The 24,916-nt window shown below is 35.7% G+C and carries 27 protein-coding genes and 1 tRNA gene; 17 read left to right on the top strand and 11 right to left on the bottom strand.

Annotation, left to right across the window (positions count from 1 at the left end; translation table 11 throughout):
- Positions 1-2 precede the first annotated feature (2 nt).
- From DD829_RS05210 to tilS, 6 genes are all read right to left on the bottom strand, one after another.
- Positions 3-431: a DM13 domain-containing protein gene (locus tag DD829_RS05210; RefSeq protein ID WP_076390597.1), complete on the bottom strand. Its 429-nt coding sequence runs from the start codon at positions 429-431 to the stop codon at positions 3-5.
- A 45-nt stretch (positions 432-476) separates the two neighbouring features.
- Entirely contained in the window at positions 477-1,391 is a 915-nt protein-coding gene (locus DD829_RS05205; RefSeq protein WP_108409496.1) for a hypothetical protein, read from the bottom strand.
- A 28-nt stretch (positions 1,392-1,419) separates the two neighbouring features.
- Positions 1,420-1,869 carry a YHS domain-containing (seleno)protein gene (locus DD829_RS05200; protein WP_108409495.1) on the bottom strand — a complete coding sequence of 150 codons (450 nt, stop codon included), beginning with the start codon at positions 1,867-1,869 and terminating at the stop codon, positions 1,420-1,422.
- A gap of 137 nt (positions 1,870-2,006) precedes the next feature.
- On the bottom strand, positions 2,007-2,969 hold the full coding sequence (locus DD829_RS05195) for a redoxin domain-containing protein (RefSeq protein ID WP_108409494.1): 963 nt from the start codon (positions 2,967-2,969) through the stop codon (positions 2,007-2,009).
- 99 nt (positions 2,970-3,068) lie between these two features.
- Positions 3,069-3,623, bottom strand: a complete 555-nt coding sequence (locus tag DD829_RS05190; protein ID WP_108409493.1) for an RNA polymerase sigma factor — start codon at positions 3,621-3,623, stop codon at positions 3,069-3,071.
- Entirely contained in the window at positions 3,620-4,942 is a 1,323-nt protein-coding gene (tilS, locus tag DD829_RS05185) for a tRNA lysidine(34) synthetase TilS (protein WP_108409492.1), read from the bottom strand. Before tilS ends, DD829_RS05190 begins: the two co-directional genes overlap by 4 nt.
- An 87-nt stretch (positions 4,943-5,029) precedes the next feature.
- Between tilS and DD829_RS05180 the strand changes: the two genes are divergently transcribed.
- The 6 genes from DD829_RS05180 to DD829_RS05155 all read left to right on the top strand — a co-directional run bounded on the left by DD829_RS05180 (position 5,030) and on the right by DD829_RS05155 (position 9,770).
- A complete protein-coding gene (locus DD829_RS05180; protein ID WP_076390601.1) occupies positions 5,030-5,863 on the top strand; it encodes an OmpA family protein in 834 nt (277 codons plus the stop codon).
- A 397-nt stretch (positions 5,864-6,260) separates the two neighbouring features.
- A complete protein-coding gene (locus DD829_RS05175; protein WP_108409491.1) occupies positions 6,261-6,908 on the top strand; it encodes an O-methyltransferase in 648 nt (215 codons plus the stop codon).
- A gap of 84 nt (positions 6,909-6,992) precedes the next feature.
- A complete protein-coding gene (locus DD829_RS05170; protein WP_108409490.1) occupies positions 6,993-7,709 on the top strand; it encodes a C40 family peptidase in 717 nt (238 codons plus the stop codon).
- Between the two features lie 17 nt (positions 7,710-7,726).
- On the top strand, positions 7,727-8,194 hold the full coding sequence (locus tag DD829_RS05165; RefSeq protein ID WP_108409489.1) for a DUF1648 domain-containing protein: 468 nt from the start codon (positions 7,727-7,729) through the stop codon (positions 8,192-8,194).
- A complete protein-coding gene (locus tag DD829_RS05160) occupies positions 8,191-8,529 on the top strand; it encodes a cupin domain-containing protein (RefSeq protein ID WP_108409488.1) in 339 nt (112 codons plus the stop codon). Before DD829_RS05165 ends, DD829_RS05160 begins: the two co-directional genes overlap by 4 nt.
- An 11-nt stretch (positions 8,530-8,540) precedes the next feature.
- Complete coding sequence (locus tag DD829_RS05155; RefSeq protein WP_108409487.1) at positions 8,541-9,770, top strand: 3-deoxy-D-manno-octulosonic acid transferase; 1,230 nt, start codon at positions 8,541-8,543, stop codon at positions 9,768-9,770.
- Here DD829_RS05155 and DD829_RS05150 read toward each other — a convergent pair.
- Genes DD829_RS05150 through DD829_RS05140 form a run of 3 tightly spaced genes read right to left on the bottom strand, consistent with a single transcriptional unit; the run spans position 9,762 to position 12,148 of the window.
- Positions 9,762-10,388 carry a deoxyuridine 5'-triphosphate nucleotidohydrolase gene (locus tag DD829_RS05150; RefSeq protein ID WP_108409486.1) on the bottom strand — a complete coding sequence of 209 codons (627 nt, stop codon included), beginning with the start codon at positions 10,386-10,388 and terminating at the stop codon, positions 9,762-9,764. The two genes, DD829_RS05155 and DD829_RS05150, sit on opposite strands and share 9 nt — an antisense overlap.
- Positions 10,389-10,397: 9 nt before the next feature.
- The gene (locus tag DD829_RS05145; protein WP_108409485.1) at positions 10,398-11,156 is read right to left on the bottom strand and encodes a glycosyltransferase family 2 protein; all 759 of its coding nucleotides are present in this window, start codon (positions 11,154-11,156) and stop codon (positions 10,398-10,400) included.
- Positions 11,157-11,164: 8 nt separating this feature from the next.
- Complete coding sequence (locus DD829_RS05140; RefSeq protein WP_123906811.1) at positions 11,165-12,148, bottom strand: acyltransferase family protein; 984 nt, start codon at positions 12,146-12,148, stop codon at positions 11,165-11,167.
- 193 nt (positions 12,149-12,341) lie between these two features.
- On the opposite strand from DD829_RS05140, the gene DD829_RS05135 reads away from it, so the two are divergent.
- From DD829_RS05135 to DD829_RS05085, 11 genes are all read left to right on the top strand, one after another.
- Positions 12,342-12,815 (top strand): lipocalin family protein, encoded by a 474-nt coding sequence (locus tag DD829_RS05135; RefSeq protein WP_108409483.1) that lies wholly within the window; start codon positions 12,342-12,344, stop codon positions 12,813-12,815.
- 176 nt (positions 12,816-12,991) lie between these two features.
- A complete protein-coding gene (leuS, locus tag DD829_RS05130) occupies positions 12,992-15,805 on the top strand; it encodes a leucine--tRNA ligase (RefSeq protein WP_108409482.1) in 2,814 nt (937 codons plus the stop codon).
- Between the two features lie 240 nt (positions 15,806-16,045).
- A complete protein-coding gene (locus DD829_RS05125) occupies positions 16,046-16,909 on the top strand; it encodes a MotA/TolQ/ExbB proton channel family protein (RefSeq protein WP_076390612.1) in 864 nt (287 codons plus the stop codon).
- 61 nt (positions 16,910-16,970) lie between these two features.
- Positions 16,971-17,579, top strand: a complete 609-nt coding sequence (locus tag DD829_RS05120; RefSeq protein WP_076390613.1) for an ExbD/TolR family protein — start codon at positions 16,971-16,973, stop codon at positions 17,577-17,579.
- Positions 17,580-17,591: 12 nt separating this feature from the next.
- Positions 17,592-18,164: an ExbD/TolR family protein gene (locus tag DD829_RS05115; RefSeq protein WP_076390614.1), complete on the top strand. Its 573-nt coding sequence runs from the start codon at positions 17,592-17,594 to the stop codon at positions 18,162-18,164.
- Positions 18,165-18,188: 24 nt separating this feature from the next.
- On the top strand, positions 18,189-19,031 hold the full coding sequence (locus DD829_RS05110) for an energy transducer TonB (RefSeq protein ID WP_076390615.1): 843 nt from the start codon (positions 18,189-18,191) through the stop codon (positions 19,029-19,031).
- A 74-nt stretch (positions 19,032-19,105) separates the two neighbouring features.
- The gene (locus DD829_RS05105; RefSeq protein WP_175608782.1) at positions 19,106-19,303 is read left to right on the top strand and encodes a C4-dicarboxylate ABC transporter; all 198 of its coding nucleotides are present in this window, start codon (positions 19,106-19,108) and stop codon (positions 19,301-19,303) included.
- Entirely contained in the window at positions 19,293-20,165 is an 873-nt protein-coding gene (locus DD829_RS05100) for a PstS family phosphate ABC transporter substrate-binding protein (protein WP_108409481.1), read from the top strand. The genes DD829_RS05105 and DD829_RS05100 overlap by 11 nt, the downstream gene beginning before the upstream one ends.
- Positions 20,166-20,261: 96 nt before the next feature.
- Positions 20,262-21,911, top strand: a complete 1,650-nt coding sequence (locus tag DD829_RS05095) for a tetratricopeptide repeat protein (RefSeq protein WP_108409480.1) — start codon at positions 20,262-20,264, stop codon at positions 21,909-21,911.
- A gap of 81 nt (positions 21,912-21,992) precedes the next feature.
- Positions 21,993-22,712 (top strand): bacillithiol biosynthesis deacetylase BshB1, encoded by a 720-nt coding sequence (gene bshB1 / locus DD829_RS05090; RefSeq protein ID WP_108409479.1) that lies wholly within the window; start codon positions 21,993-21,995, stop codon positions 22,710-22,712.
- A gap of 35 nt (positions 22,713-22,747) precedes the next feature.
- Positions 22,748-22,823: transfer RNA gene (locus DD829_RS05085), tRNA-His, on the top strand.
- A gap of 218 nt (positions 22,824-23,041) precedes the next feature.
- Here the strand turns inward: DD829_RS05085 and DD829_RS05080 are convergent.
- A complete protein-coding gene (locus tag DD829_RS05080) occupies positions 23,042-24,253 on the bottom strand; it encodes a helix-turn-helix domain-containing protein (RefSeq protein WP_108410337.1) in 1,212 nt (403 codons plus the stop codon).
- A gap of 170 nt (positions 24,254-24,423) precedes the next feature.
- Positions 24,424-24,696: a hypothetical protein gene (locus DD829_RS05075; protein ID WP_123906810.1), complete on the bottom strand. Its 273-nt coding sequence runs from the start codon at positions 24,694-24,696 to the stop codon at positions 24,424-24,426.
- Positions 24,697-24,916 lie beyond the last annotated feature (220 nt).

Genomic DNA, 24,916 nt, shown 5'->3' with positions numbered 1-24,916 from the left:
TGTTATTTTTTCTCCAGTAAAGCGTAAGAAAACAGATGATTGTATTGTTGACAATGAACGACTGCGTATTTGTACTCATCGAAGTTTACTGAACCCGTAAAAGTATAGGTTTGTCCGCCGTTCACAGATTTCAGCTTACCTAAAGAAACAAATTGCGAAGGCTGCTGTTCTTTGCTTACATATACGTAAAGATCCGGACCGTTGCTGATGGTGAAGTTTTCATTTAAAACCAATGTGAAGACTCCGTTTTTTTCATAGATTTCCGCTTTTCCGTTAACGTTATTTCCGTAAGGTCCCTGCATAAAATCTCCGGAATATTTTAAGACCGAATTTTCAGGAGCCATTTCCATTAAATCTTCTGTTGCAGTGCTTTCTCTGACGCAGGAAACCAAGAGAAAGGACGCGAAAATAAAGGTGATCATTGTTTTCATAATTTCTGATGTTTTTATTTGTTGTAAATTTTCTGATTAAAGAATTTAAAATTTCACTCTGTATTCAACATTGGCAATGAAGCTTCTCGTCAGTCCATCGGGTCTGGATGTTCTCACGACAAAAGGAACACCTACATTAAGCTGAAGTCCATTTCTCCGGTTGATTTCGTAATCCAGATAGACATTTCCGTTCAGCGTAAGTCCTTTTGAATTATTAATTTCTAATTCTACATTGTTTTGGTTGGTAAATCGATCGTTTTTCAGGTGATAAATCGGCAAAATACTTGGCGTAAGTCTTATTTTTGGATGAATCATTAAAGGATAAGAAACCCTCAGCAAAACATCGCCGCTTCTCTGGAATTTATTGGTGGATAAAAATCCTCTCAACTCCGAACTAGCGGGATATTGAGATGCTAAAAACTGATTGTCATTCTGTGTTAAAGGCTGTTGAAGAGCGGCAACCAACTGAAGTTTTTTAATTTCGTAACCCACTCCCACAATTAAATCCAGCGTTCCTAAACTGGACTGATAATCCATTGGCAACGGAAGATTGTTTTTAGAGTTTCCCGCATCTGACAAAGGAATCTTTGCGCCTAATGTAAATTTTAGTTTTTCGTTGGCTTTATAATTGGCGTTCAAAAACAAATCAGAAAGTCCAAAAGTAGAAACATCGTTTCCGTTTTGTGCTAATGTTGTCAATTTCGCATCAAAGCTAAATCTGTCATTGATTTGTCTGTTATATTCTAAGTAATTTCCAAAAACAGAAATTGAGTTATCTGCTTTGCCAAAGAAAATTCCGGTTTTAATCTGATTATGGTAAGTTTTAATGCTGTCATTGCTATTCGGCTGAAAACTGTTAACCGTACAGAATCCGGCGTCACTGCATCCCTGTGCAACTAGATGATTGCTTTGCAAAAGCAGTAAAAATGCAGTTCCCAGGAAAATTTTAAAGGTTTTCATATGTAGATATTTATTTTTTTTGTGAGGATTAATTGGTCAGTTTTTTCCAGTTTTGGTCTGCACTTTTTTTCAGTTTTGCCTCGTTCTTGTTCCATGAAGTCAGGGTATTGTTGAAAAATTTATTGTAGAACAAATGGGTTTTCCCGTCAATGATTTTAAAAGTGGTGGGATTGATTTCTACTTTCTCCCCATCATCTCCCATTGCAAAAGCACACCAACCGCCGTAAACAGGTTCGTATTTTGCGGGATCTTTTTTCAGGAGTTCTTTATTTTTTTCCGAAGAAGTATTATAAATGGCTCCGTTTACATTGACTGCAAACTCTTTTTTCCCTTTTACCGCTTTTTTCTGTTCGATGTAAGAAACGGGATCATAGCCCTGAATTGCCAGTTTGTTTTCTAAATTTCTATGTTCTGCTTTTTGGGAAAATGCCAAAAAAGGAAGCAGAAATACGAGAATGAGCGTGATTGTATTTTTCATATCAAATGTTTTTATTTTTATTGTTTTGTTTTTGTTGACGATTTGCAGCCCGACTTGAGCGGAAATCCTTTTTGCTGCTGGAAATGCTTTGGCAAAAAGATTGGGAGCGGAAGGCGGAAATTGCTGCCATAAAAAAATTAAAGTTGTTTTAAAATATCCTCAAGTGAAGCTCTTTCTTTGTAATCGGGATTGAAATGTCTCCAGATGATTTTTTGATTTTCATCTAAAATATAGGTCGCAGAAATGGGCAGTCTTCCGGATTCATCGGAACGGCTTTTCTTGAAATCGTCTTCCAATCGGTTTTCGTAGAAATCGAGCGTTTTTTTCTCGGGTATGTACAGAACATCAAAAAGTTCTGCTATTCTGTAGTTTTCATCATACAAAACAGAATACGCGGTTTTTGTTTTGCTGATGGTTTTTGCGATAAACTCAGGTTTTTCAGGAGAAATGATGACCAGTCTTGTGTTTTTCGACTGTAATTCGGGCGCAAGATTTTGTAGGCTTTCAACATATTTATTACAATACGGACACCATTGTCCACGAATGAAAACCACCACGGTTTTCTTTTTTTCCTGAGACAGAGAAAATGTTTTTTCAAACTGATCTTTTGCTGTAAAGTTGGGAATCGTTTCACCCACCATTTTGCCCTTCACTTCGCTGATTGTCGGCGTTTTTTTGTCTGAATTTCTTTTCTCTGTAACCGACTTTCCGATATTTAAAAATTGTGCAGCGTTGTAATATCCATATTCGTACTGCACCAATTCGCCGTTCTGGTCTAAGAAAAGAAAGGAAGGATAATTAACGATTTTGAATTTTTTGGCAAGTTCTGTTCCTTCTTTTTCGGCATCAATATAAAGGCTGATGAAATTTTTATTGAAAAATTCTCCCAGTTCAGGATTCGGGAACGTATTCTTTTTCATCAGTTTACAGGGACCGCACCAAGTCGTGTACAGATCGATGAAGATGAGTTTGTTTTCCTGTTGTGCTAATTTTTTGGCTTCTTCTAAATTTTTAGTCTGAAATTGAATTCCAGTTTTGCTTTGTGCATTGAACGAAATGGCAACTAAGAAAAAGAACGTATAAATTATTTTGGTTAACATAAGATAAAGTATTTACTATGTAGTTCCCAAAAACAGAAAAAATCACCCGGCGAAAAGGTGATTTTTTAATTATTTTATTTAAAGTATTGATAATCAGTTTTAAAAATTATCGTCTTTTTTTATTTTCCGGATTTGTTCCACACATTTATGCTTTTGATTTTGCGCATTGTGCTTGGTGGAATACTTGTATTTTTGCTGTATTTCTTCCATATTTTTATTCTTCATAAAAATATCGTGGATGAGGTTTTGGCAGTGCGAAGAAATTTTATTGATGTAATCATTAAGTTTATCATAATAATTCCTTTCGTTTTCTATTGCCTGGTTGATCTCTTCTTTGTTTTCAAAATAATAGCTTTCGTGCATTTCCACAAAAAAGTTTCTGTTGCGCAATTTTTTCAGCCAAAGGTTTTTGGAAATTCCGGTAACGTAGTTCGCAAGACAAGTGTAGGCTTTGAAATCGTCATCATATAATTTTTCGTACAGAATAATTAAAGCGTCCTGAAAAACATCTTCTGCATCTTCAGAATTTCCTTTGTTGGAAAGAACAAATTTTCTGGTGTAGCCGAAATATTTCCGGTACAGAATACCAAAGGCAACATTGTTGTCCTTCTGGAAATCTTCTATTGCTAAAGTGTTTGTTGTCCTTTTGTTCATGTAATCTTCAGAACTTTCTCTGTGTTTTTCGTTGCCATACATCTTCGGTCCTGCCTGAAAGGAATAATTCCCAAAACCGAATCTTCACAGTCGGTAAGGAGCCAGATTTCCTGCCTTGCTAAAATAGATATTTTTTCGTCCCTAAAAAACTTAGAAACTTTCTTTTTCCCCGAAAATCCTGCCGGAAAAAATTCGTCACCGTCTTTCTGCCTTCTTAAACGCAGTGGGAAACAAAGTTTTTCTGCATCAAATGCCCAGTTCAAACGGTTATTGATTTGCTCAATTTCAATGATATTTTCGAGATTAACGGTAATCTGGTTTTCAGAAAAGTCAAAATTTTCCATCAGAAGAATTTCATCATCACTGTGTTTTTCAAACTTCCATTTTCCATCTTCCGTCTTTTTGCTTAAAATCAGTTCATCATAATTGACGATCAGCAGATAATCTTTTGAGAAAAAAGAACTTCCGTTTTCAGCTTTAAAAATTTTCGGAATTTCTTCTTCCTGATTAAAACCATACTTTTTAAGGATCTCAAATTTCACAAAATCACTTTCTTCATTCAGCTTACTTTTGGATAAAACTGTATATTCTCTGTTGAAAACCGAAATCCTGTTTTCGATCTCCTGAATCTGCTGCTGAACAAAATCTTTGGTCTGGTTTAAATAAGAAGAGCTTTTTTTGAAATTTTCCAGAAAATGATCGTTGGTTTCCAGAAGTTTCGGAACAATTTCGTTTCTAATTTTATTTCTTAAATAATCATTTTTCTTATTAGACAGATCTTCACGGTACTCAATGTTATTTTCTTCTGCGAATTCGTAGATTTCTTCTTTTGTAAAATTTAAAAGAGGTCTTAAAATGTGATTGTCGTTTGCCGGAATTCCGCTCAATCCGTTAATTCCGGCTGCTTTTGAAAGATTGATGATGAAAGTTTCCAGTTGATCGTTCAGATGATGCGCGGTGACTAAAAATTCCAGATTTTCTTCTCTTTGAATATTTCTGAAAAATTCATACCGCAGTTCTCTTGCCCAAAGCTGGATAGAATGTTCCGGCTTCTGGTCTTTTTCTGAAACTTTGTATAAATGAAATTTAATATGGTTTCTCTCACAAAAATCCGCCACCGTTTTCTGATCCAGATCCGAATCTTCTCCACGAAGTTTATAATTGATGTGGGCAATCTGAAAAAGAATGCCTAAGTCATTAAAACAGTGTGCTAAAACCATAGAATCTGCACCTCCGCTCACCGCAAGAAGATAGCTTCGGTTTTCGGGGGAATCAACAATGTTTTTAAGCTGATTTTGGAAGTTGTCTACGTTCAGCATGGATGTTCGGAATTTCTTTTACGCAAAGATAATTCATATAATTAAAATGAATTTCGTTACCTTTGATTCGTCTAAAAATGATTATTTATGAAAATTTTTAAAATTTTAGCAGTATCTGCAATGGTGTTGGGAATGACATCTTGTATCAGCAAAAAGCAGTATGATGCATTGAGCTCAAATTACAAGCAATGTATTGAAAACGTAGGTGAAAGACAGAGAGAAATTCAGGAACTGAAGTCTCAGAATTCAGCTTTAACAAGTGAAAATAATTTATTGAAAAGTCAGCATGATGCTTTGAAATCTTCATTGGATGCGTGTCTTTCGAATTCAGGGAAAAGCTCTGCCAATATCGACAAGCTGGTTGGAGAAATCAATTCTTCAAACTCTTATATCAAACAGCTTATATCAAGCAATGCGAAAAACGACAGCTTGAATTTAGCATTATCAAACAAACTGAAAAGATCGTTGGATAACGTAGCAGACAGCGATGTTCAGGTAAAAGTGCTGAAAGGAGTGGTAATGATCTCTCTTTCAGACAAAATGTTGTACAAAACAGGAGATTACAACGTATTACCTGCCGCTCAGGAAGTGTTAGGAAAAGTAGCTAAAGTAATTAACGATTACGATAAATATTCTGTCCTTATCGAAGGAAATACAGATAACGCTCCTTTAAGCTCTCCGAATTTACCAAAAGACAACTGGGATCTTTCTGCTTTAAGAGGAACTGCGGTTGCTAAAGTTCTTCAGACTCAGTTTGGAGTAGATCCTGCAAGAATTACAGCAGGTGGACGTTCCGAATACAATCCTAAAGCGACTAACATGAGCGTTTCAGGAAGAGCGGAAAACAGAAGAACGGAGATCATCATTATGCCTAAACTTGATGAGTTTATGAAATTAATGGATATCGCGCCAAAGAAATAATTTACAATCAACATTCAGTCAATACAAAACAAATCCCGAAGCAATTCGGGATTTGTTGTTTGTGATTAATCAAATTAGTTCTTCTTTTTTCAGCAAAGAAATAATTTTTTGAAAAAATGAATTGGATAGTTCCGGTTTAGTTTTTTTAGAAAAAGAATCCACAGTGCTTTTACGCACTGTAGTCTTCTGATTTCTCTGGTTAATTTGTTTTTTTCCCGCAAGCATTATGTCGTGTGTTTTTACCCTTCAATGCAAAGTTAGGCTTATTCGCAGACGAGACCATCCGTATTTTTACGGTAATTAAACTGGGGGATTTTCCCATCTTTCCGGAATCTTTAGGATTGTTCCCGCTTTTTTGTTATATTTAAGTAAATTTGACCGAAATAAAATTTGCAGCATGAGCTTTTTTGAAGAAAAACTTCCGGAAATGGACAGGTACCTTGAAACACACGCTTCATCGGAACCTGAAATTCTGAGAAAACTGAGAAGGGAAACATATCAGAAAACCACACAACCACACATGATTTCCGGGTATCAGCAGGGAAGATTGTTAACCATTATTTCGCAGATGATGCAGCCTGAAAATATTCTGGAAATCGGAACTTTTACAGGTTATGCAACGCTTTGTCTGGCAACAGGAATGGCAAAAGACGGAAAAATTACCACTTTGGATGTGAATGAAGATTTGGCATACCTTCCTAAAAAATATTTCGCGGAAAGCGAATACGCTTCTCAGATTCATTTCTGGCTTCAGGATGCGAAGGAATTTCTAAGAGAAACCGATGAGGTTTTTGATCTGGTTTTCATTGATGCCGACAAAGAAAATTATGCAGAATATTTCAGATTAATAAAGCCAAGAACAAAATCCGGCTCGGTAGTAATGTTTGATAATGTTCTTTGGTACGGAAAAGTTTTGGAAGAAAATCCGAAACAGAAATCTACGCAGGTCATTAAGGAACTGAATGATTTGATTGCAAAAGATGATGATTTTGAAAATCTTATTTTACCTTTGCGTGATGGGCTGAATTTTTTACGCAGAAAGTAATTTGAGGTTGAGTTTAAGGTTAAGATTTTACAGCGTATTTTCTCAACCTGAACCGAAGTCTTAACCTTTTAATTAGAAAAATAAATGGATAAAGGAATTTGTGTTGTTACAGTAGCTCCTGTTCGTGCAGAAGGTTCGGACAGAGCAGAAATTGTTACGGAAATATTGTTTGGGGAAAGTGCAGATATTCTGGAAGTGAATAAGAACTGGACCAGAATAAAAATGCATTATGACGGCTATGAAGGATGGATGGATACGAAACAGCTTAAACCTGTAACAGACGAATATCTGGCTAAACGGAAAGTAACCGTTGTAACCGAAGACTTTTCTTCTGTCTTGATGAATGACGGAAAAACACTGCTTTCTATGGGTTCGGAAGTTGAATTTCCTGCGGTAGCGTCGAGAAGAAGTCACGACGTGCGAGAAAGTATTGCTTTAACGGCAAAAGAATTCCTGAATGTGCCGTATTTATGGGGCGGTAAAAGTTTTTTTGCGGTAGACTGCTCAGGTTTTACACAGTTGGTTTACAAAATTCACGAAATAAAATTACCGAGAGACGCTTCACAGCAGGTTGAGGTGGGAGAATCATTAAGCTTTGTTGAAGAAAGTCAGCCGGGAGATCTGGCGTTTTTTGAAAATCCGGAAGGAAAAATCATCCACGTCGGAATCATGCTGGATAACCAGAGAATTATTCATGCTTCCGGAAAAGTGAGAATCGACACGCTGGATTCTACAGGGATTTTCAACAAAGAAATGAATAAACATACCCATAAACTGAGAGTAATTAAAAGTTTGCTTTAACTTAAAATCTGTCTGAAATGGAAAATATTCTCTTTGCTGTTTTTGATATTTTTAATTTCGGATTACTGGTTTTTCTGTGGTGGTTTACGGTGAAACATTATAAATCGCTGCCTCAGATCATTCCCATTCATTTTGATTTAGACGGTAAGGCAGATAATTTCGGGAGTAAGAAATTTGCTTTTCTGTTACCTGTTTTTGCTTTGGTTTTTTACATTTTGTTCGCCTATACCGTTCGCGATCCGGGATCTTCAAATTTTCCGGTGAAAATTACTCCTGAAAATGAATTTGCACAGTTTCTCATCATGAAAATTTTCATCCGGTGGCTGTATGTTTTAATTATGATGATTTTTCTGAACAGTCAGGACTATATGTTCAGATATTCTTTTGATGAGAACGCAAAGCCGAAAATTAAAATAGCAACGGCAATTCTTTCTGTTCTGGGAAGTGTAATAACGGTTCTAATGATTAGTTCTCAATTTAAATGATACAGTCTAAAAATAATTCCGAACATTATATTTGGGGAGACAACTGCGATAGCTGGATTCTGAAAAATGATGCCCAATTATCCGTCAAGCAGGAAGTTATGCCTTCCGGAACTTCAGAAAAACTGCATTTTCATCATCTCGCAGAACAGTTTTTTTATACTTTAAAAGGGAAAGCTGTCTTTTTTATTGATGGCGAAAGGTTGTCTGTAAAAAACGGCGAAAGCATTATCATTCCTCCAAAATCTAAACATTATATTGCTAATGAATCTGACGAAGATCTGGAATTTTTAGTCATTTCCAGTCCTTCGACTGATAAAGACAGAACGGAAGTTTAAAACTCATACATATGGCTTTCTTTTACAACATATTTATCCATCTGCTCATCTTCGGGATGAAGGTTTTTTCGCTATTCAATGACAAAACTAAAAAAGGCGTTGAAGGCAGAAAAGAATCTTTAGAAAAGGTGAAATCCGGTTTAAAAAAATCCGATAAAGTGATCTGGATGCACGCTTCAAGTCTTGGAGAATATGAACAGGGACTGCCTGTTTTGGAACAGTTGAAAGAAAGATTTACGGATCATAAAATTTTAGTCACCTTCTTTTCTCCATCCGGTTATGAAAACGTGGTGAAAAAGAAACATATTGCCGATGTGATCTGTTATCTTCCTTTTGATAAAAAATCTGCTGTAAAAGAATTTACAGACCAGTTTGATGTTCAACTATTTTTTACGGTGAAGTATGATTACTGGTATCATCTTCTTGATGAGCTTAAAAATAAAGGCGCAAAAACGTATGTGATTTCAGCTTTGTTTTATGATCGTCAGTCGTTTTTTACATCGTATGGAAAATGGTTTGTACAGCAGCTTCAGAAAAATATCGACTGGTTTTTTCATCAGACTCAGATATCTTTTGCTTTGGCAAAAAGCATAGGATTAACGAAATCTTCGGTGACGGGAGATACGAGATTTGACCGTGTAAAACAGTTGAGACATCGAGACAATCGAGTAGATTGGATTAAAGATTTTATTGGTGAAGATAAAACCGTGGTTTTCGGAAGTTCTTGGCAGGCGGAAGAAAAAATTGCGCTGGAAGTTTCGCAGGGAAGTCCGTACGCAAAACTGATTATTGCTCCGCATTATCTGAAGAGGGTTTCTCATTTGAAACAGCTTTTTCCGGAAGCAATTTTATACAGTGAAATTAAAAATTCTGTTGAGGATTTTAACTCAAATATTTTAATTATCGACAGCATCGGTTTGCTTTCAAAATTGTATTCTTACGCCGATGCTGCGGTGGTAGGAGGAGGGTTTCATGATGCGGGACTTCACAATATTCTGGAGGCGGCAACCTTTGGCGTTCCGGTAATTTTCGGAAATCAGTACAGAAAAAATCCTGAAGCAGACGGTCTTATTTCGGCGGATGGAGGAAGATCTTTTGAAAATGCAGGTCTTGCTGCAGATTTTGTTCTGTTTTTAATTAATAATGAAGATTCCCTTCAGGCAATGTCTGAAAATGCTGAAAAATTTGTCTCTGAAAAACCCAATTCTACGGAACTGATCTTACAGAAAATCTTATCGTAAAAATCCCTGATTTTTAATGTCTTTGATGATCTGATCAAAATTTTCAGGAATCTTATCGCAGGTCAGCCAGTTAAAATCGATCCCGTTGTTAATGAAAAGCTTTGATAAATATGTATTCTCAAGGATTTTATCTTTTAAATTATCCAGATGCTCATCAATTTCCATCCAGTAATCGACATCCAGTTTTTTGGTTAAAAGCAAAGCTTTCACCACTTTATTAATGATGTAGAGATACAGTTTATAAACATTATCGAATCTTTGTCGGCTCAGATCTTCATTGTATTCTAAAATCTTATTAATCAACAATAAATTAAGAGAAACTTCTCCGAATTTATCGGTCGTTACTTTTACGTGTTCAGTAATTTCACTGCTTATTTTACGGATAATTCCGAGGAAATATTTCTGATTGCTGATGTATTTTGATGCCAGTAAAACTTTTTCGGAAACAATTTCCTCCATCGCATCTCTTTTATTGTCTGTGGTTTCAGGATCAATAAGTTCGAAGTATAGTTTTTTAGATAAAAGTTTATCTTTTTTTAATAATCTGAAAATCAGGCGGTCTTTTTCTACAGAAGAAAAATTGCTCAGAGCAGTTTTGAACTCTTTTGAATATTCCATTCAATAAAATTAATTAAAAATTTTCGAATATTTTAAAAATCCGTTGAATGCCCAGTTTGCGGTATAGTATAAAGATTTAACCGTAGAAAATCCCATGAAGTCTTTGTACACCAGATATTGATCTCTGATGATGTTTTTTTTCTTTCTGGAAACGCTGTTTTCGCGCATCCTGTATTTAGCAAGTGTTTTATTCAGCGGAAAGCCTTTGGGAATTTTTTTCAGAAGATTCAGCCACATTACATGATCTTCGCGCTTGCTTTTCACTGGGAAGAAGAATTTTCCCACTCTTTTGGTATCGTACATCGTAGAAACCGGAGCCAGTCTGCAGGTTTTAAGCAGGTTGGAAAAGGTGACGATTGTATCGGCTTCAAAATCTTTTAGAACCGGCTCCATCGTATATTCATCACATCTGGAATAATTGCAGTACACCAATTCTGCATTGTTTTTATCCATAAACCCGATCATCTCGTCAAGATATTCCGGATACCAGAAATCATCGGAATCCAGAAAGGCGATGTAACGACCTTCCGCTCTTTCGAGGCTTTTATTTCGGGCATTTCCTGCGCCGCCGTTTTTTTCAAGAACGTGTAATTTTATTCTGGGATCATTGTACTTTCGGATCAGCTCAACCGTATCATCTTTGGAACGGTCGTCCGAGATCAGCCATTCCCAGTTTTCATACGTCTGGCTGAGTACAGACTGTATGGTTTCCTCTATAAATTCCGCCGAATTGTAGGAGGGGGTGATTATCGAAACTAATTCTTTCATCTTGTGTTTTATAAAAATTTTTTCTCATAAAAATGCCATGAGCTTATTCCAACGGCAATAACCACCATCATGCATGCAAAAGCCATCACGTAAGGATTATAATCTTTAAATAATCCCAGTGTGGTAAAAGTTCTGATGATCGGGAAGTGGAAGATATAAATTCCGTAGGTAAAATCACCGTATTTCCCGAAATTATTTAAAAACTTAAAGGAATATGCGATGTACAGGACGATAATCCCGATCATCATTGGAGAAAAAAGCTGAATTTTTGTAAATAAATCGATCCAGACTGTGGCTATGGCAATGATAAAAAGTGTGTTTTTATATTTAATGAATTTGTCGAAATTAAAATAAATCAGCATTCCCGGTATGAAATAAGACAGCGTTCCCGGAAGCTGTTTCGCCATTGAAATTTTTCCCTGATGTTCAAAATAATTAAGATAAACAAGCGACAGAAAATACAGGATCATTAAACTGATGTTCCTATACTTGTTGTTTTTTCCGAACAGTAAAAACATCAGCGGAACAGCAAAATAATAGCACATTTCTATCTTTAGTGTCCAAAGTGCTCCGTTGACTGCCTGATTTCCGAAAACTCCGGGAAGCCACGGTGCTTTAAAATTTAAAAAAATGGAATTCCAGAAAAGATATTTGTAGACCTGCGTATTACTAAAATATTCCCTGAATGAATAAGTGCTTACAAGACTGAGTAAAATGGCACAGAGAAAAACAACCAATAAATAAGCGGGAACAATTCTCCTGATTCTTTTGCTTACATAGCTTTTAAGACTGGAAGAACGCTCATAGCTTCTGGCGATGAGAAATCCGCTCACCACAAAAAAACCGAAAACGGCAATTTCGATAGGGCTGTGTTCCAGAAATTTCAGTTCCGGAGAAACGCTTAAAGCTCCAAGATGCCCTAAAAAAACGATGAAAGCGAGGAGAACACGGATAAAATCAAAATTATTTTTCGTAAGGTCTTGCATTTGCATTTGTTTGTTACAAAAATAGTTTTTTTCGCAGAAAAGATCATATTTCCGGTAATGAATGTTTGCTGAATAAAGGAAAAACAATGCTTTTGGAATGCCGATACACAGAAAATAATAAATTTTAACAATATTTTTTTAAAAAAATTGTATAATAATATAAATAAATCATAATTTTAGCGCTTGAAAAAATTGATATATGAAGAAATTAGCATTATTATTTGCAGGTTTATCATTATTTGTAGCAACAGGATGTAATAACGACGACGAAGTGGTACAGGAAGCTCCGTTAGTAGGAGTTTGGCAGCCCGTGAAAAAAGTAGTAACCGTAGTTGCAATAGGAGAAGTTCCTGTTTCGGATGGTATTTCTTTTGATACCACTTGTCAGCAGACTTCAAGATGGACGTTCGTTTCCGGAAATACAGGAAAAAGAAAAGATATGGGAGACAGTGCAACCCCGGGAACCTGTACACCTACTTTCGACAGAACATTCACTTATACTTATGATAAAGACAGCAAAGCTATTCAGATAAAATATCAGGGAATTGTACAGCCGGATCAGGGAAGAATCATCAGCATCAGCGATACTGCTTTAAACATCATGTTTGAAGACAAATCAGATCCTACCGAATTCCATTCTGAAACCTATACATTTAAGAGAATACCTCAGTAATAGTCTGAATTATCAATATAAAATACAAATCTCATCTGCGGATGAGATTTTTTTATGCATTATTTCGTCAAATTTAAATTTCCATTTCTTTTAAAATCATTATTTTTGTGAAAATTAGAAAAGGAATTTAAAAGAATCCGGCATCTAATATCTTAACATCTAATATCTATAAAAAAGTGTTTTACGATCATCAGCAGATAGAAAAAAAGTGGCAGAAGTACTGGGAAGATAATCAAACGTATAAAACTTCCGACAACACAGACAAACCTAAATTTTATGTTCTCGATATGTTTCCGTATCCATCGGGAGCAGGACTTCACGTAGGTCATCCGCTTGGATATATCGCATCCGACATTTACGCGAGGTACAAAAGACATCAGGGTTTTAATGTTCTCCATCCGGTTGGTTACGACAGCTTCGGGCTTCCTGCTGAACAGTACGCGATTCAGACAGGGCAGCATCCTGCGATTACGACAGAGCAAAACATTACAAGATACGAAGAGCAGTTAAGAAAAATTGGCTTTTCTTTCGACTGGAGCAGAGAAGTAAGAACTTCCGATGCTTCTTATTATAAATGGACACAGTGGATTTTTATTGAGCTGTTCCATTCGTGGTATAATAAAGATACTGATAAAGCGGAGCCTATTTCATCTTTGGTTAAACGTTTTGAAGAAAAAGGAACGGAAGGGTTAAATGCCAATCAGAACGATGAATTAAATTTCACGGCGGAAGAATGGAAAGAAGCTTCAGAAATTGATAAAGAAGACATTTTATTAAATTACCGTTTGGCTTACAGAGCGGAAACCACTGTAAACTGGTGTCCTGCTTTGGGAACCGTTCTGGCAAATGATGAGGTAAAAGACGGAAAATCCGAAAGAGGAGGTTTTCCTGTTTTCCAAAAGAAAATGATGCAGTGGAGCATGAGGATTTCTGCGTACTCTGAAAGATTATTGCAGGGATTAAAAACTCTGGACTGGCCACAACCTTTGAAAGATTCTCAGGAATACTGGATCGGAAAATCTCAGGGAGCGCAGGTGAGATTCAATGTGGAAGGACATGACGAGATCGTTGAAGTGTTTACAACAAGACCGGATACTATTTTCGGAGCGACTTTTATGGTTCTGGCTCCCGAAAATCCTTTGGTGGAAACCATCACAACCGCAGAGCAAAAAGCTGAGGTAGATTCTTATATTGAAGAAACGTCCAAGAAAACGGAACGTGACAGAATGGCTGACGTGAAAAATGTTTCAGGTGCTTTCACGGGAAGTTATGCTTTAAATCCTTTCAGTGGGGAAAAAATGCCGATCTATATTTCAGATTATGTTTTGATGGGTTACGGAACGGGTGCTGTAATGGCGGTTCCTGCACATGACGAGCGCGATCACAGATTTGCAAAGAAATTTAACTTAGAAATTAAAAAAGTAGTGGAAACGGACGAAGATGTTCAGGAAGCTTCTTTCGATTCTAAAGATTCGGTTTGTGTAAATTCTGATTTCTTAAATGGATTAAATTATAACAATGCAAAAGCATTGATTATTTCTGCTATTGAGAAAAAAGGAATCGGACACGGAACAACGAACTACAGACAGCGTGATGCGATTTTCTCAAGACAAAGATATTGGGGAGAACCGGTTCCTATCTATTATAAGGATGGAATGCCTTATACATTGCCGACTTCCGCTTTGCCTTTGGAACTTCCTGAAGTTGAAAAGTATTTGCCGACTGAAGACGGAGATCCACCTTTAGGAAATGCGAAAACGTTTGCGTGGGATGAAGCCAACCAAAAAGTAGTCGATACCAATTTAATTGATGAAAAAACGGTTTTCCCTTTAGAATTATCCACAATGCCGGGTTGGGCGGGAAGTTCATGGTATTTCCTAAGATATATGGATCCGAAAAATGATGAGGTTTTTGCTAAAAAAGAACTTTCAGATTATTGGGGACAGGTGGATTTGTACATCGGAGGAAGCGAACACGCAACAGGACATTTATTATATTCCCGTTTCTGGAACATGTTATTAAAAGACAGAGGATATATTAATCAGGATGAGCCTTTCCAAAAGCTGATTAATCAAGGAATGATTTTGGGGATGAGTGCTTTTGTTTATAGAGTTGACGGAACTAATCAATATGTTTCTAAAAATTTAGCAAAAGATTATACAACTCAGGCAATCCACGTTGATGTATCATTATTAAAAGGAACTTCTGATGAACTGGATACTGAAGCGTTTAAAGCTTGGAGACCGGATTACGCAGATGCGGAATTTATTTTAGAAGACGGAAAATACATCACAGGTCGTGAAGTAGAAAAAATGTCCAAATCAAAATACAATGTGGTAAATCCGGATGACATCTGTGAAGAATACGGAGCAGACGGTTTAAGATTGTATGAAATGTTCTTAGGCCCGTTGGAACAATCCAAGCCTTGGAACACGCAAGGCCTGAGTGGAGTCTACGGTTTCCTTAAAAAGTTCTGGAATTTATATTTTGACGGAGATACTTTCTCGGTTTCCGATGAAGAGCCAACCAAAACAGAATACAAAGTTTTACATACCTTAATAAAGAAGGTGGTTTACGATATTGAAAACTTCTCTTTCAATACGTCTGTATCTTCTTTTATGATCGCTGTAAACGAATTGCAAAAAATAAAATGCAACAAACGCAATATTTTAGAACCTTTAGCCGTTATCATTTCTCCGTATGCACCTCACATCTGTGAAGAGCTTTGGAGTTTATTGGGGCATCAGGATTCTATAGAATTTGAAAAATTCCCTGTATTGAACGAGGATTACTTAGTGGAAGATGAGATTTTGTATCCGGTAAGCGTTAACGGAAGAATGAAGTTTAAAATTTCACTTTCCGCACAGCTTTCACCTAAAGAAGTGGAGGAAGTGGTACTTAAAGACGAAAAAATGATGCAGATTCTGGAAGGGAAGACCCCGACGAAAATCATTGTAGTGCCTCACAGAATTGTGAATATAGTAATTTAAAAAAAAATTAACATTGGCAAATTAAAAAAAATGAAGGCTTAAATTTTTTGATTTTTTAACGTAAATGTTAAAATTGAAAAATATTACCAAAAAAAGAGAAAATAATTGTAATATCGAAAGTGTATTAAAATTTCTTTATCAAAAAAATGGCAAATGTTTATTTAAGACTCTTGCATTTTAATTATTTTTGCCTTTAATTTACACCTTGTAAAATTTTAAAACAATATAATTTAGTTAAATATGGAAATGAATGTTTCAAAAAATGATGAGCAAGTAATTGCTAGAAAGTCGGGAGGTTTAAACCCAGCTGTAATTATTCCTATTATCTTTGCAATAGGAGTTTGTATTTATTTATTCGTTCTAGGTAACCCAGGAAACTTTAAAGATGCTAATGAATTAGGAGGAGCATCTGTTGCTTTTGCTGACAAGGAGGGGAAAGACATTCACCCAGAATCGTTCTTAGGGATTATCTACAAAGGAGGGGTTATTGTACCAATCTTGATTACTTTCATGATCACGGTAATCGTTTTCTCTTTTGAAAGATATTTCGTTCTTAGCAAAGCTGCCGGAAAAGGAAACTTAGACAACTTCGTTGTACAGGTAAGAAGCTTACTAAACCAAAACAAAATTGATGAAGCTTTAGAAGAGTGCGACAGACAGCAAGGTTCTGTTGGTAACGTAGTAAAAGAAGGTCTTACTACTTACAAAGCTTTATCTCACGATACAACGCTTAACAAAGAGCAAAAAATGGTAGCGCTTAACAAAGCAATCGAAGAAGCTACTACTCTTGAAATGCCAATGCTTGAGAAAAACATGATGATCCTTTCTACTTTAGGTACTGTTGCAACGTTAGTAGCACTTTTAGGTACGGTAATCGGGATGATCAAGGCGTTCTTCGCATTAGGTTCAGGAGGGGGTACTCCGGATGCTGCTGCACTTTCTACAGGTATCTCTGAAGCCTTGATTAACACAGCTTTAGGTATTGGTACTTCAGCAATCGCTATCATCCTTTATAACTTCTTTACTTCTAAAATCGACGGATTAACTTATAAGATCGACGAGATCGCAATGAGCATCCAACAGTCTTTCGCTGAATTCAACTAAGAATTGTAGCAAGGAATTTGCAGTAAGTAAAAAGAAGTTTAATTAAAAATCATTAATAATAATGGCGAGAGTCAAACCAAAAAGACATGGAGTAGTGACGGATATGACGGCAATGTGTGACGTTGCGTTCCTACTGCTTACATTCTTTATCTTGACCACTCAGTTTAAAAAACCTGATGTGGAGCAGATTAAACCGCCATCTTCAATATCAGAGAAGTTACTTCCTGATGCAAGTTTGATGACCATCAACGCTACTCCGGACGGAAAATTTTATTTCCAGCCTGTAGAAAATGCATCAGAGAGACTACAGCTTTTAGACAATATGGGAAAAAAGTACGGAGTTACTTTTGACAATAATGAAAAAGCTGCATTCCAGAAAGTACAAGCAATTGGGGTTCCGATGAACCAGCTTAAAAGCTATCTTGATTTGCCAGATGACGAGCAGAAGAATTTCAAGAGTCCTACAGGGATTCCTATGGATAGTACGAATAAGCAGTTAGTAGACTGGGTAAAAGAAAGTTTGAACGTAAATCCTGATTACAAATTAGCAATCAAAGGAGACGTTACAACAGAATATCCGAAAGTTAAAAGCTTATTCGAGGGTTTAAGAGATATCGATTTTCTTAAATTTTGGTTGATTACATCACAAGAAGGTAAACCTAATGAATAATATCATTTAGAAATGGCAGAAGTACAAGTACAGGAAAAGGGCGCCAAAGGCGGCAAGGTACGTTCCAAGAAACAGAGTACCAGAGTCGATATGACTCCGATGGTGGACTTGGGTTTTCTATTGATTACCTTCTTTATGTTCACAACCACATTCTCTAAACCGAATGTAATGGATTTGGGTCTTCCGGCAAAACCGAAGGATGAAACAAAAAAACCACCTCCAACAGAAATTAAACTTTCGAACTCTATATCTTTATTATTAGGTAAAAACAATAAGATCTTCTGGCATCAGCAGGACAATACGTCTTTAACAGATCAGAATCTTAATGAAACTACTTTCGATAGAGAGGGAATCCGAAAAGTAATTGAGCAGGCAAAAGCAAATGCGGCTGATAAAACTAAATTTACAGTTATTATTAAGCCAACTGACGATGCTGTATATAAAAACTTCGTAGATATCCTGGACGAAATGGCAATTACTAAGAGTGAGCAGTACGGTGTTACTGATCTTAAACCTTGGGAAAAAGCTATTTACGATAGAAAAGTGGGTAACTCTGGTGCTGCAGCAGCTCCGGCTACTAAGTAATTTAAACCATAAAATTGTAAATCTATGGCAAACGAAAATGTATACGATCCTAATCTTACCTTAGATGAGATTGTATTTGAAAATAGAAACAAGGAATATGGTGCATACGATTTAAGACATCAGTACCCAAAACTTCTGACAAAATCTTTCATCGTTGGAACAGCATTATTCCTTATTGCGGCTTTGTCTCCATTTATCTATCTTACCATTAAGAGACTTACTGAACCTGAAAAACAAGAAGTTAAAGCAGATTTGGTAGAAATTCTTCAAGAAGATAAAGTTATTGAGCAGCCAAAAGAAGAAGAACCACCTCCACCACCTCCACCAAAAGAGGAAGAGAAAATTGAAATTATTCAGAACGTGGTTCCTGAGCCTGTAAAGGCTCCGAAAATTGAAACACCACCACCGCCAATTTCTAAGCAGTTAGAAACAACAACCGGTCTGGTAAATCAGGAAGGGGTAAAAGCTCCGGCTTACACTCCGCCGCCACCGCCACCATCAACAGGTACAAAGGCATCTACAGCAGAAGTAAAGCCCCAGGTAAGTGATACTCAGGTTTATACAGAAGTTGAGCAGACTGCTGAATTCCCTGGAGGTATTAATGCTTTCAGAAATAAAGTATCCAGTAACTTCGATGGTTCAGCGATGAACGGAGATGAAGGTACAGTAAAAACTGAAATCACTTTCGTTGTAGAAAGAGACGGAAGTATTACAGACGTTAAAGCTAGCGGTGGAAACTCTGACTTCAATGCTGAAGCAATCAGAACCATCAAGTCTATTAAAAATAAATGGACTCCTGCTAAAATTAACGGACAATCTGTGCGTTATAGATTCAGATTACCTTTAACAATGAATTTTGAAGGATAAGATTTATCTTTAAATAATAATTAAAAAAGAGAAGCATTTGCTTCTCTTTTTATTTTTTTTGGTATTTTTGTTATATGATGTTCAATTGGTTATCCCTCGTTACGGGATTATTTTATATCGTTCTGGGAATCGTAGTAATGTACTACAGGTTTTTCTTCACAGTTCTGGAACCCGGAGTTGCCTATGCACTGGGCGGACTTCTTATTTTGTATGGAATTTTCAGAATTTACAGAGCGGTTACAAAAATTAAAAATTCAGGAAATGAAGAATAGTGTTAAGCTTCTAATGCTGTTTTTCATTAGCATAATAGCAGTTGGTTGTAAAAAAGAAGAAAAATCTCCATCTTACCATAAAGGAGAAATGACGATTCTTACGGATGAATCTTTTAAAAGTGTTACGGAAGCTTTAGCAGAAGGATATATGATTAATTATCCCGAAACAAAGATCAAAGTCGCTACGAAAAAAGAAGATCTCGGATTCATTGATTTATTAAACAATAAAACAAGAATCGTAGTAATGTCCAGAGATCTTACGCCGGAAGAAATTAAGACATACGAAGAACAGGTAGAACTGAAGTTTTTACCTGCAAAATTCGCTGCAGATGCTGTTATTTTTATTGTTCCGAAAGATTCTCCAAAAGAAAGTATTACTATGGAGGAAATTCAGAAAGGATTGCAGTCGGATAATAAAGAATTTATTTTCGACGGAGCCAATTCCAGCAATCTGAATTTTGTGGCTCAGAGACTTAAAAAACAGCCGAAAGATTTAAAGTTTTCAGTTATTCCGGGAAGCAAGAATATTATTGAAGAACTCAATAAATACCCCGGTAAAATAGGGGTTATCGGTCTTAATACATTCAGCCGTTCTTATGATAAAGAGTCTGAACAGTTGAGAAATATGGTAAAAATTCTTCCTGTGGAAGACAAAGGAAAACTTTACAATACAGATTTTGAAAACCTCCGCAATATGAATTATCCCTTTACAAGAGTTTTGTATTTTTTAACAAACGAAGGAAACTTCAATATTGCCAATGGTTTTATAAGGTATTCGTGCACCCAGCTTGGGCAGATGATCGTTCAGAAAGAGGGATTGCAACCATACAATCTTTACAGAAGAGAAGTTCAAATGCGTTAAAAAGTATTAAATTAATCCTTTAACCAAAATAAATGTATTATTTTGGTCTGAAAATTGTGTATTACTTAAATCGAAATTTAGATTAGAAAATATAAAATGAAAGATATAATGAATATGAATGTAAAGAAGCTTGCCTTTGGAGCGGCTGTAGTGTTTTTTACCAACTTTGCCGTTGCACAAACTGTACAGGATGGTATCAACAGTATAGACAGTGATAAATATGCTCAGGCAAAAACTAATTTTACGAACATGATCGCTTCGGCGCCTACTGCAGAAAATTATTTCTATTTAGGAAATACGTATCTGAAGCAGGGTGAGCCTGATTATGCGGCAGCAACTGATAGTTTTAACAAAGGTCTTGCAGCAGATGGCAAAAGCTATTTAAATAAATTAGGTTTGGCAACTGTAAAACTGGGTAAAGGAGATAAGGGTGCTATTGCGGAAATTCAGAAAATCGTTACCGATTCAAAAGAAAAAGATGCAGAAGTTCTTTTCAGAGCGGCAGAAGCTTTAACTTTATTTGAGAAAAATAACTCTCCGGATTTGGCTATTCAGTATTTGAATAAAGCAATTGAAAGAGCAGAGAAAAAAGGTGTTCCGGCTCATTACTATTATACTTTAGGGGATGCTTACAGATTAAAAAGAATGCCCGGAGATGCAATGTCTGCTTATGACAAAGCGCTTCCTTTAGCTAAAAATAAAGCATCGGTTTATACAAGAATCGGGACTTTATGGATGGCTGCACAACAGTGGCAACAGGCTAAAACAAGTATAGATAAGGCAATTGCCACAGATCCATCTTATGCTCCGGCGTATAAAGCTCTTGCAGCTTATGATATCAGATATCAGCAAAATGCGAAAGCGACTCAGGATTTGATCAATTATACAAAATATGCCGATGAAGATCCATATACTCAATTAGAAATTGCTAAGCTTTATTTTACCAATGAAGATTATGCAAATTCCAAGCAGGTTTTAGATAAGATTTTTGATAAGATTAATGATCCTATTAAATTTAAGCTGAGAGCTTACCAATTGTATGCTGACGGAAAATATACTGAAGCAAAACAAAATATGGATAGCTTTGTTTCTCAGGCTGATAAATCAAGAGTGCAGCCTGCAGACCAAGGTTTACAGGGGCTAATTGCAGCAGGTTTGGCTAAAACTGAAACAGATGCTGCTAAAAAAACAGCTTTAACTACTGAAGCACAGCAGAAAATTGCCATCGCAAAAGCGGCTAAAGATGAAACCTTGAAGTGGGATATGGAATTGGTGAAAATCGCAGGAGGAGGAGCTTCTCAGGCTGATATTGATGCAGGACCTACAAATCCTACGATTGAAGGATTAAAGCAGAAAGTGGCTGCAAATGCTCAGGACTCAGATTCTTTATTCAAACTTGCGACTGCTTATCAGGATGCAAAGAACTGGAATGGTGCTATAGCTACATGGCAGAAAATGAATGCGCTTTTACCAGATTGGGCTCCGGGTTACTACAGCTTAGGATATTCTTATCAGCAGGCTGGAAATAATGATGCGGCTAAAATGGCGTATGAGAAATTCATCAGTACGGTAAAACCTGCAGAGCAGGAAGCTAATAAGCAGACTTTAGCTTATGCTTACTTTGCTGTGGCATATATGTCTAAGGATTCTGATGTAGCGAAAGCAAAAGACTATATTGCAAAATCTGTACAGTTGGATCCAACCTATCAGGATGCAGTAAAGTTGAATGCAGAAATCAACAAATAATTTAAACTTTAAATTATAAATAATGAAACTTCCCATTCGTAATGTTTGGGAAGTTTTTATTTTAATCCTATCTTTGATTGTATGAAAACAGATATATTAGCTTTTGGAGCGCATCCTGATGATGTAGAACTGGGATGCGGAGGAACGATAGCCAAATTGGTTTCAGAAGGGAAGACCTGCGTTATCGTTGATCTTACGAGAGGGGAACTCGGAACGAGAGGAACAGAAGAAACCAGAAAGGCGGAAGCAAATGATGCTGCAAGAATTTTAGGTGTTTCTATAAGAGAAAATCTCGATATGAGAGACGGGTTTTTAGAAAATTCCGAGGACTATCAGATGAGGATCGTAAAAATGGTCCGCAAATACAGGCCGGAAATCGTCTTTGCGAATACAATTGATGATAGACATCCAGATCATGCAAAAGGAGCGAAATTAGTATCGGATGCGTGCTTTTTGTCTGGATTAAGAAAAATTGAAACGGTTTTGGAAGGGGAGATTCAGGAAGCGTGGAGACCAAAGCATATTTTTAACTATATGCAATGGAAAAATGTAGAGCCTGAATTCGTTATTGATATTTCTGAATTTTTGGATGCAAAAATTGCGGCATGCAAAGCATTTAAAACTCAGTTTTATGATCCGGATTCTAAGGAACCTGAAACCCCGATTACTTCAAAAAACTTTTTAGACAGCTTAACTTATCGCGCAATGGATTTGGGAAGACTATCGGGAGTAGCTTATGCAGAGGGATTTACGTCTGAAAAATTAATTGCTTTGAAAAATTTTGACGGAATTGTTTGGTAATTAAAAAATCTTTCCTATATTTGCACTCACAAAACGGTGATTGTAGCTCAGTTGGTTAGAGCGTCGGATTGTGGTTCCGAAGGTCGTGGGTTCGAGACCCATCATTCACCCAATAAAAGTACACTTTTCAAAAGTGTACTTTTTTATTTTATACCAAATCTAAGTTCAGATTTTCTTTATTTTTTGCTGTAAAAGTTTGTGGATCAGTATAAAAAACAGGAGTCAGACCTCAAAGTTGGGAATTTCACGGGTATTTTTTCCTGACTTCCGCACTTTTTTTCAAAAACTGAAAAAAAGTGCGGAAGTCAGGAGTAATCCAGAGTGGCGTTCTAAATATTTACTTTCGTATTTTCTTTTTTTACATATTCAATAAATTTAGAAGGAGGAATACCTGTTTTTTCTATGAATATTCTGGTAAAAACAGTATGAGAAGAAAAACCGCATTCTTCGGCAAGATAACTTATTTTGTAATTAAGATATTCGGGGTTTTGTTTCAGCTTCAAAATGATGTAGTCGATTCTTAATTGGTTGATATAGCCATTAAAATTATTTTTTTTATATTTTTTAATTGTAAGGGTAAGATAATTATAATTAACATTCATGCTGGAAGCCAAAGAGCTCAGTGATAGGGTGGATGATAAAAATTGTTGCTTTTTTTCAAACTTATTTAGCTTATCTAAAATTTCATTTTCTTTTTTCAGGGATAAGATGTTCTTATCTGTTTTAATTACTTCTTCAGCCTTTTTGGGAGATAAAGCTACTTCTTTTTCTTTCTTTTCTAACCGGGCATTAATTTCTATAAATCTTTTTTTATACTTTCTTAATGTAAAGAAACGGTTGATGAGATATGCTGTGAATAGTAATAGGAATAGTATAATCAGCCATAGATAAGTCATGAAATGTTTAGAGTTATTCAATTCATATTTAAGGGGTTGTATTTGGTCTAAATTATAGAGTTTGGCAATGAAATCTGCCTTTGAATTGTAATTGATTTTTTTGCTTTTTTCCTGATAGAGCTTTGAATATTTTAAATAGTTGCTGTTATCACCTGATTTATCAGCATTTTCCATTGCTATTCGGTATAATTCCAACTCAATATTTATAAAGTCAATGTTTACAAAGATATTATTTAACCCTTGTTCGCAATATTTTGAAGATTCTTTATAATTCCCCTTTAACTGATAAGCTCTTGCGAGATAATACAGATTATAAAATACTCTGGCTTTATCATTTTTATAGTCATTTTTGTCTTTTTTCGCTTTCTGTATTGCTTCATCTAATCTTCCCGATAAAATTAAATAATTTGCTTCATTACTAGAGATTATATCGACTTTGTCCTTTGGTAAGAGTGATGATGTTTTTATTTTATTCAAATAAATTCCTGCTGAATCTAGTTTTTTTTCGTAACTATAATTCAGGAAAATGTTTTTGTATTTAAGGCATTTATAAAAAATTAACTGATACTTTTTTTCTGCAGAAATTTCATCGTGGGTAGCTAGATAATCGTCTATTTTCTTAGTGGCATCGAGGTACCCTTTCACAGATCTGCCAAAATATCCTAACAGGGCATAAATAATTTCGTCATCCCCACCAGAAAGTAGTTCCTGTAACTCATCTGTTTTCTCAAGGGACTTTAATTTATTTCTTTTTTCCAGAAATTTTAGCGCATCTTCATGTTTGTTTTCTAATGCGTATATAATTGCGATGATATTCAGATTGGCTCTTTCAAAGGTAACATTGCCAGTTTTTTTGCATATACATTGGAGAGATTGAGATATTGTATTGTCTTTTCATGATCATTGATTACTTCAAAACAGTACTTTAATGCGAAAATATTATAGCATTTAGTTTTTTCCGCATCAGATAATTTCCTGCTGAACATTTCGTCGCAGTAGATTTTTGGATTAATATCCGAATAACATTTTTGTATAAGAACATCTACAGAATACTTTTTCAGAGAATCATTTTTATTTTGTTTTGGCACTATTCCTTTTTGTGAAAACAGGATGTGAAAACAGAAAAAAAACAATACTATGATGATACGTTTATTTGAGCAGGTATAATTTAAGTAATTGTAAAACATGGTTTTAAAAACTTATAAATTGTTTTTATAGGGCACAGAATTAATTTTTAAAAAATTATCTTTTATGATTAACAATGCATACTATATTTTTTCAATTAATGATTTATATAAAACTGTATGT

This window comes from Chryseobacterium sp. HMWF035 (assembly GCF_003094695.1).
Lineage (GTDB): Bacteria > Bacteroidota > Bacteroidia > Flavobacteriales > Weeksellaceae > Chryseobacterium > Chryseobacterium gambrini.
The sequence above is the reverse complement of the archived record's forward strand: the minus strand, read 5'-3'. Positions and strand labels throughout refer to the sequence as shown.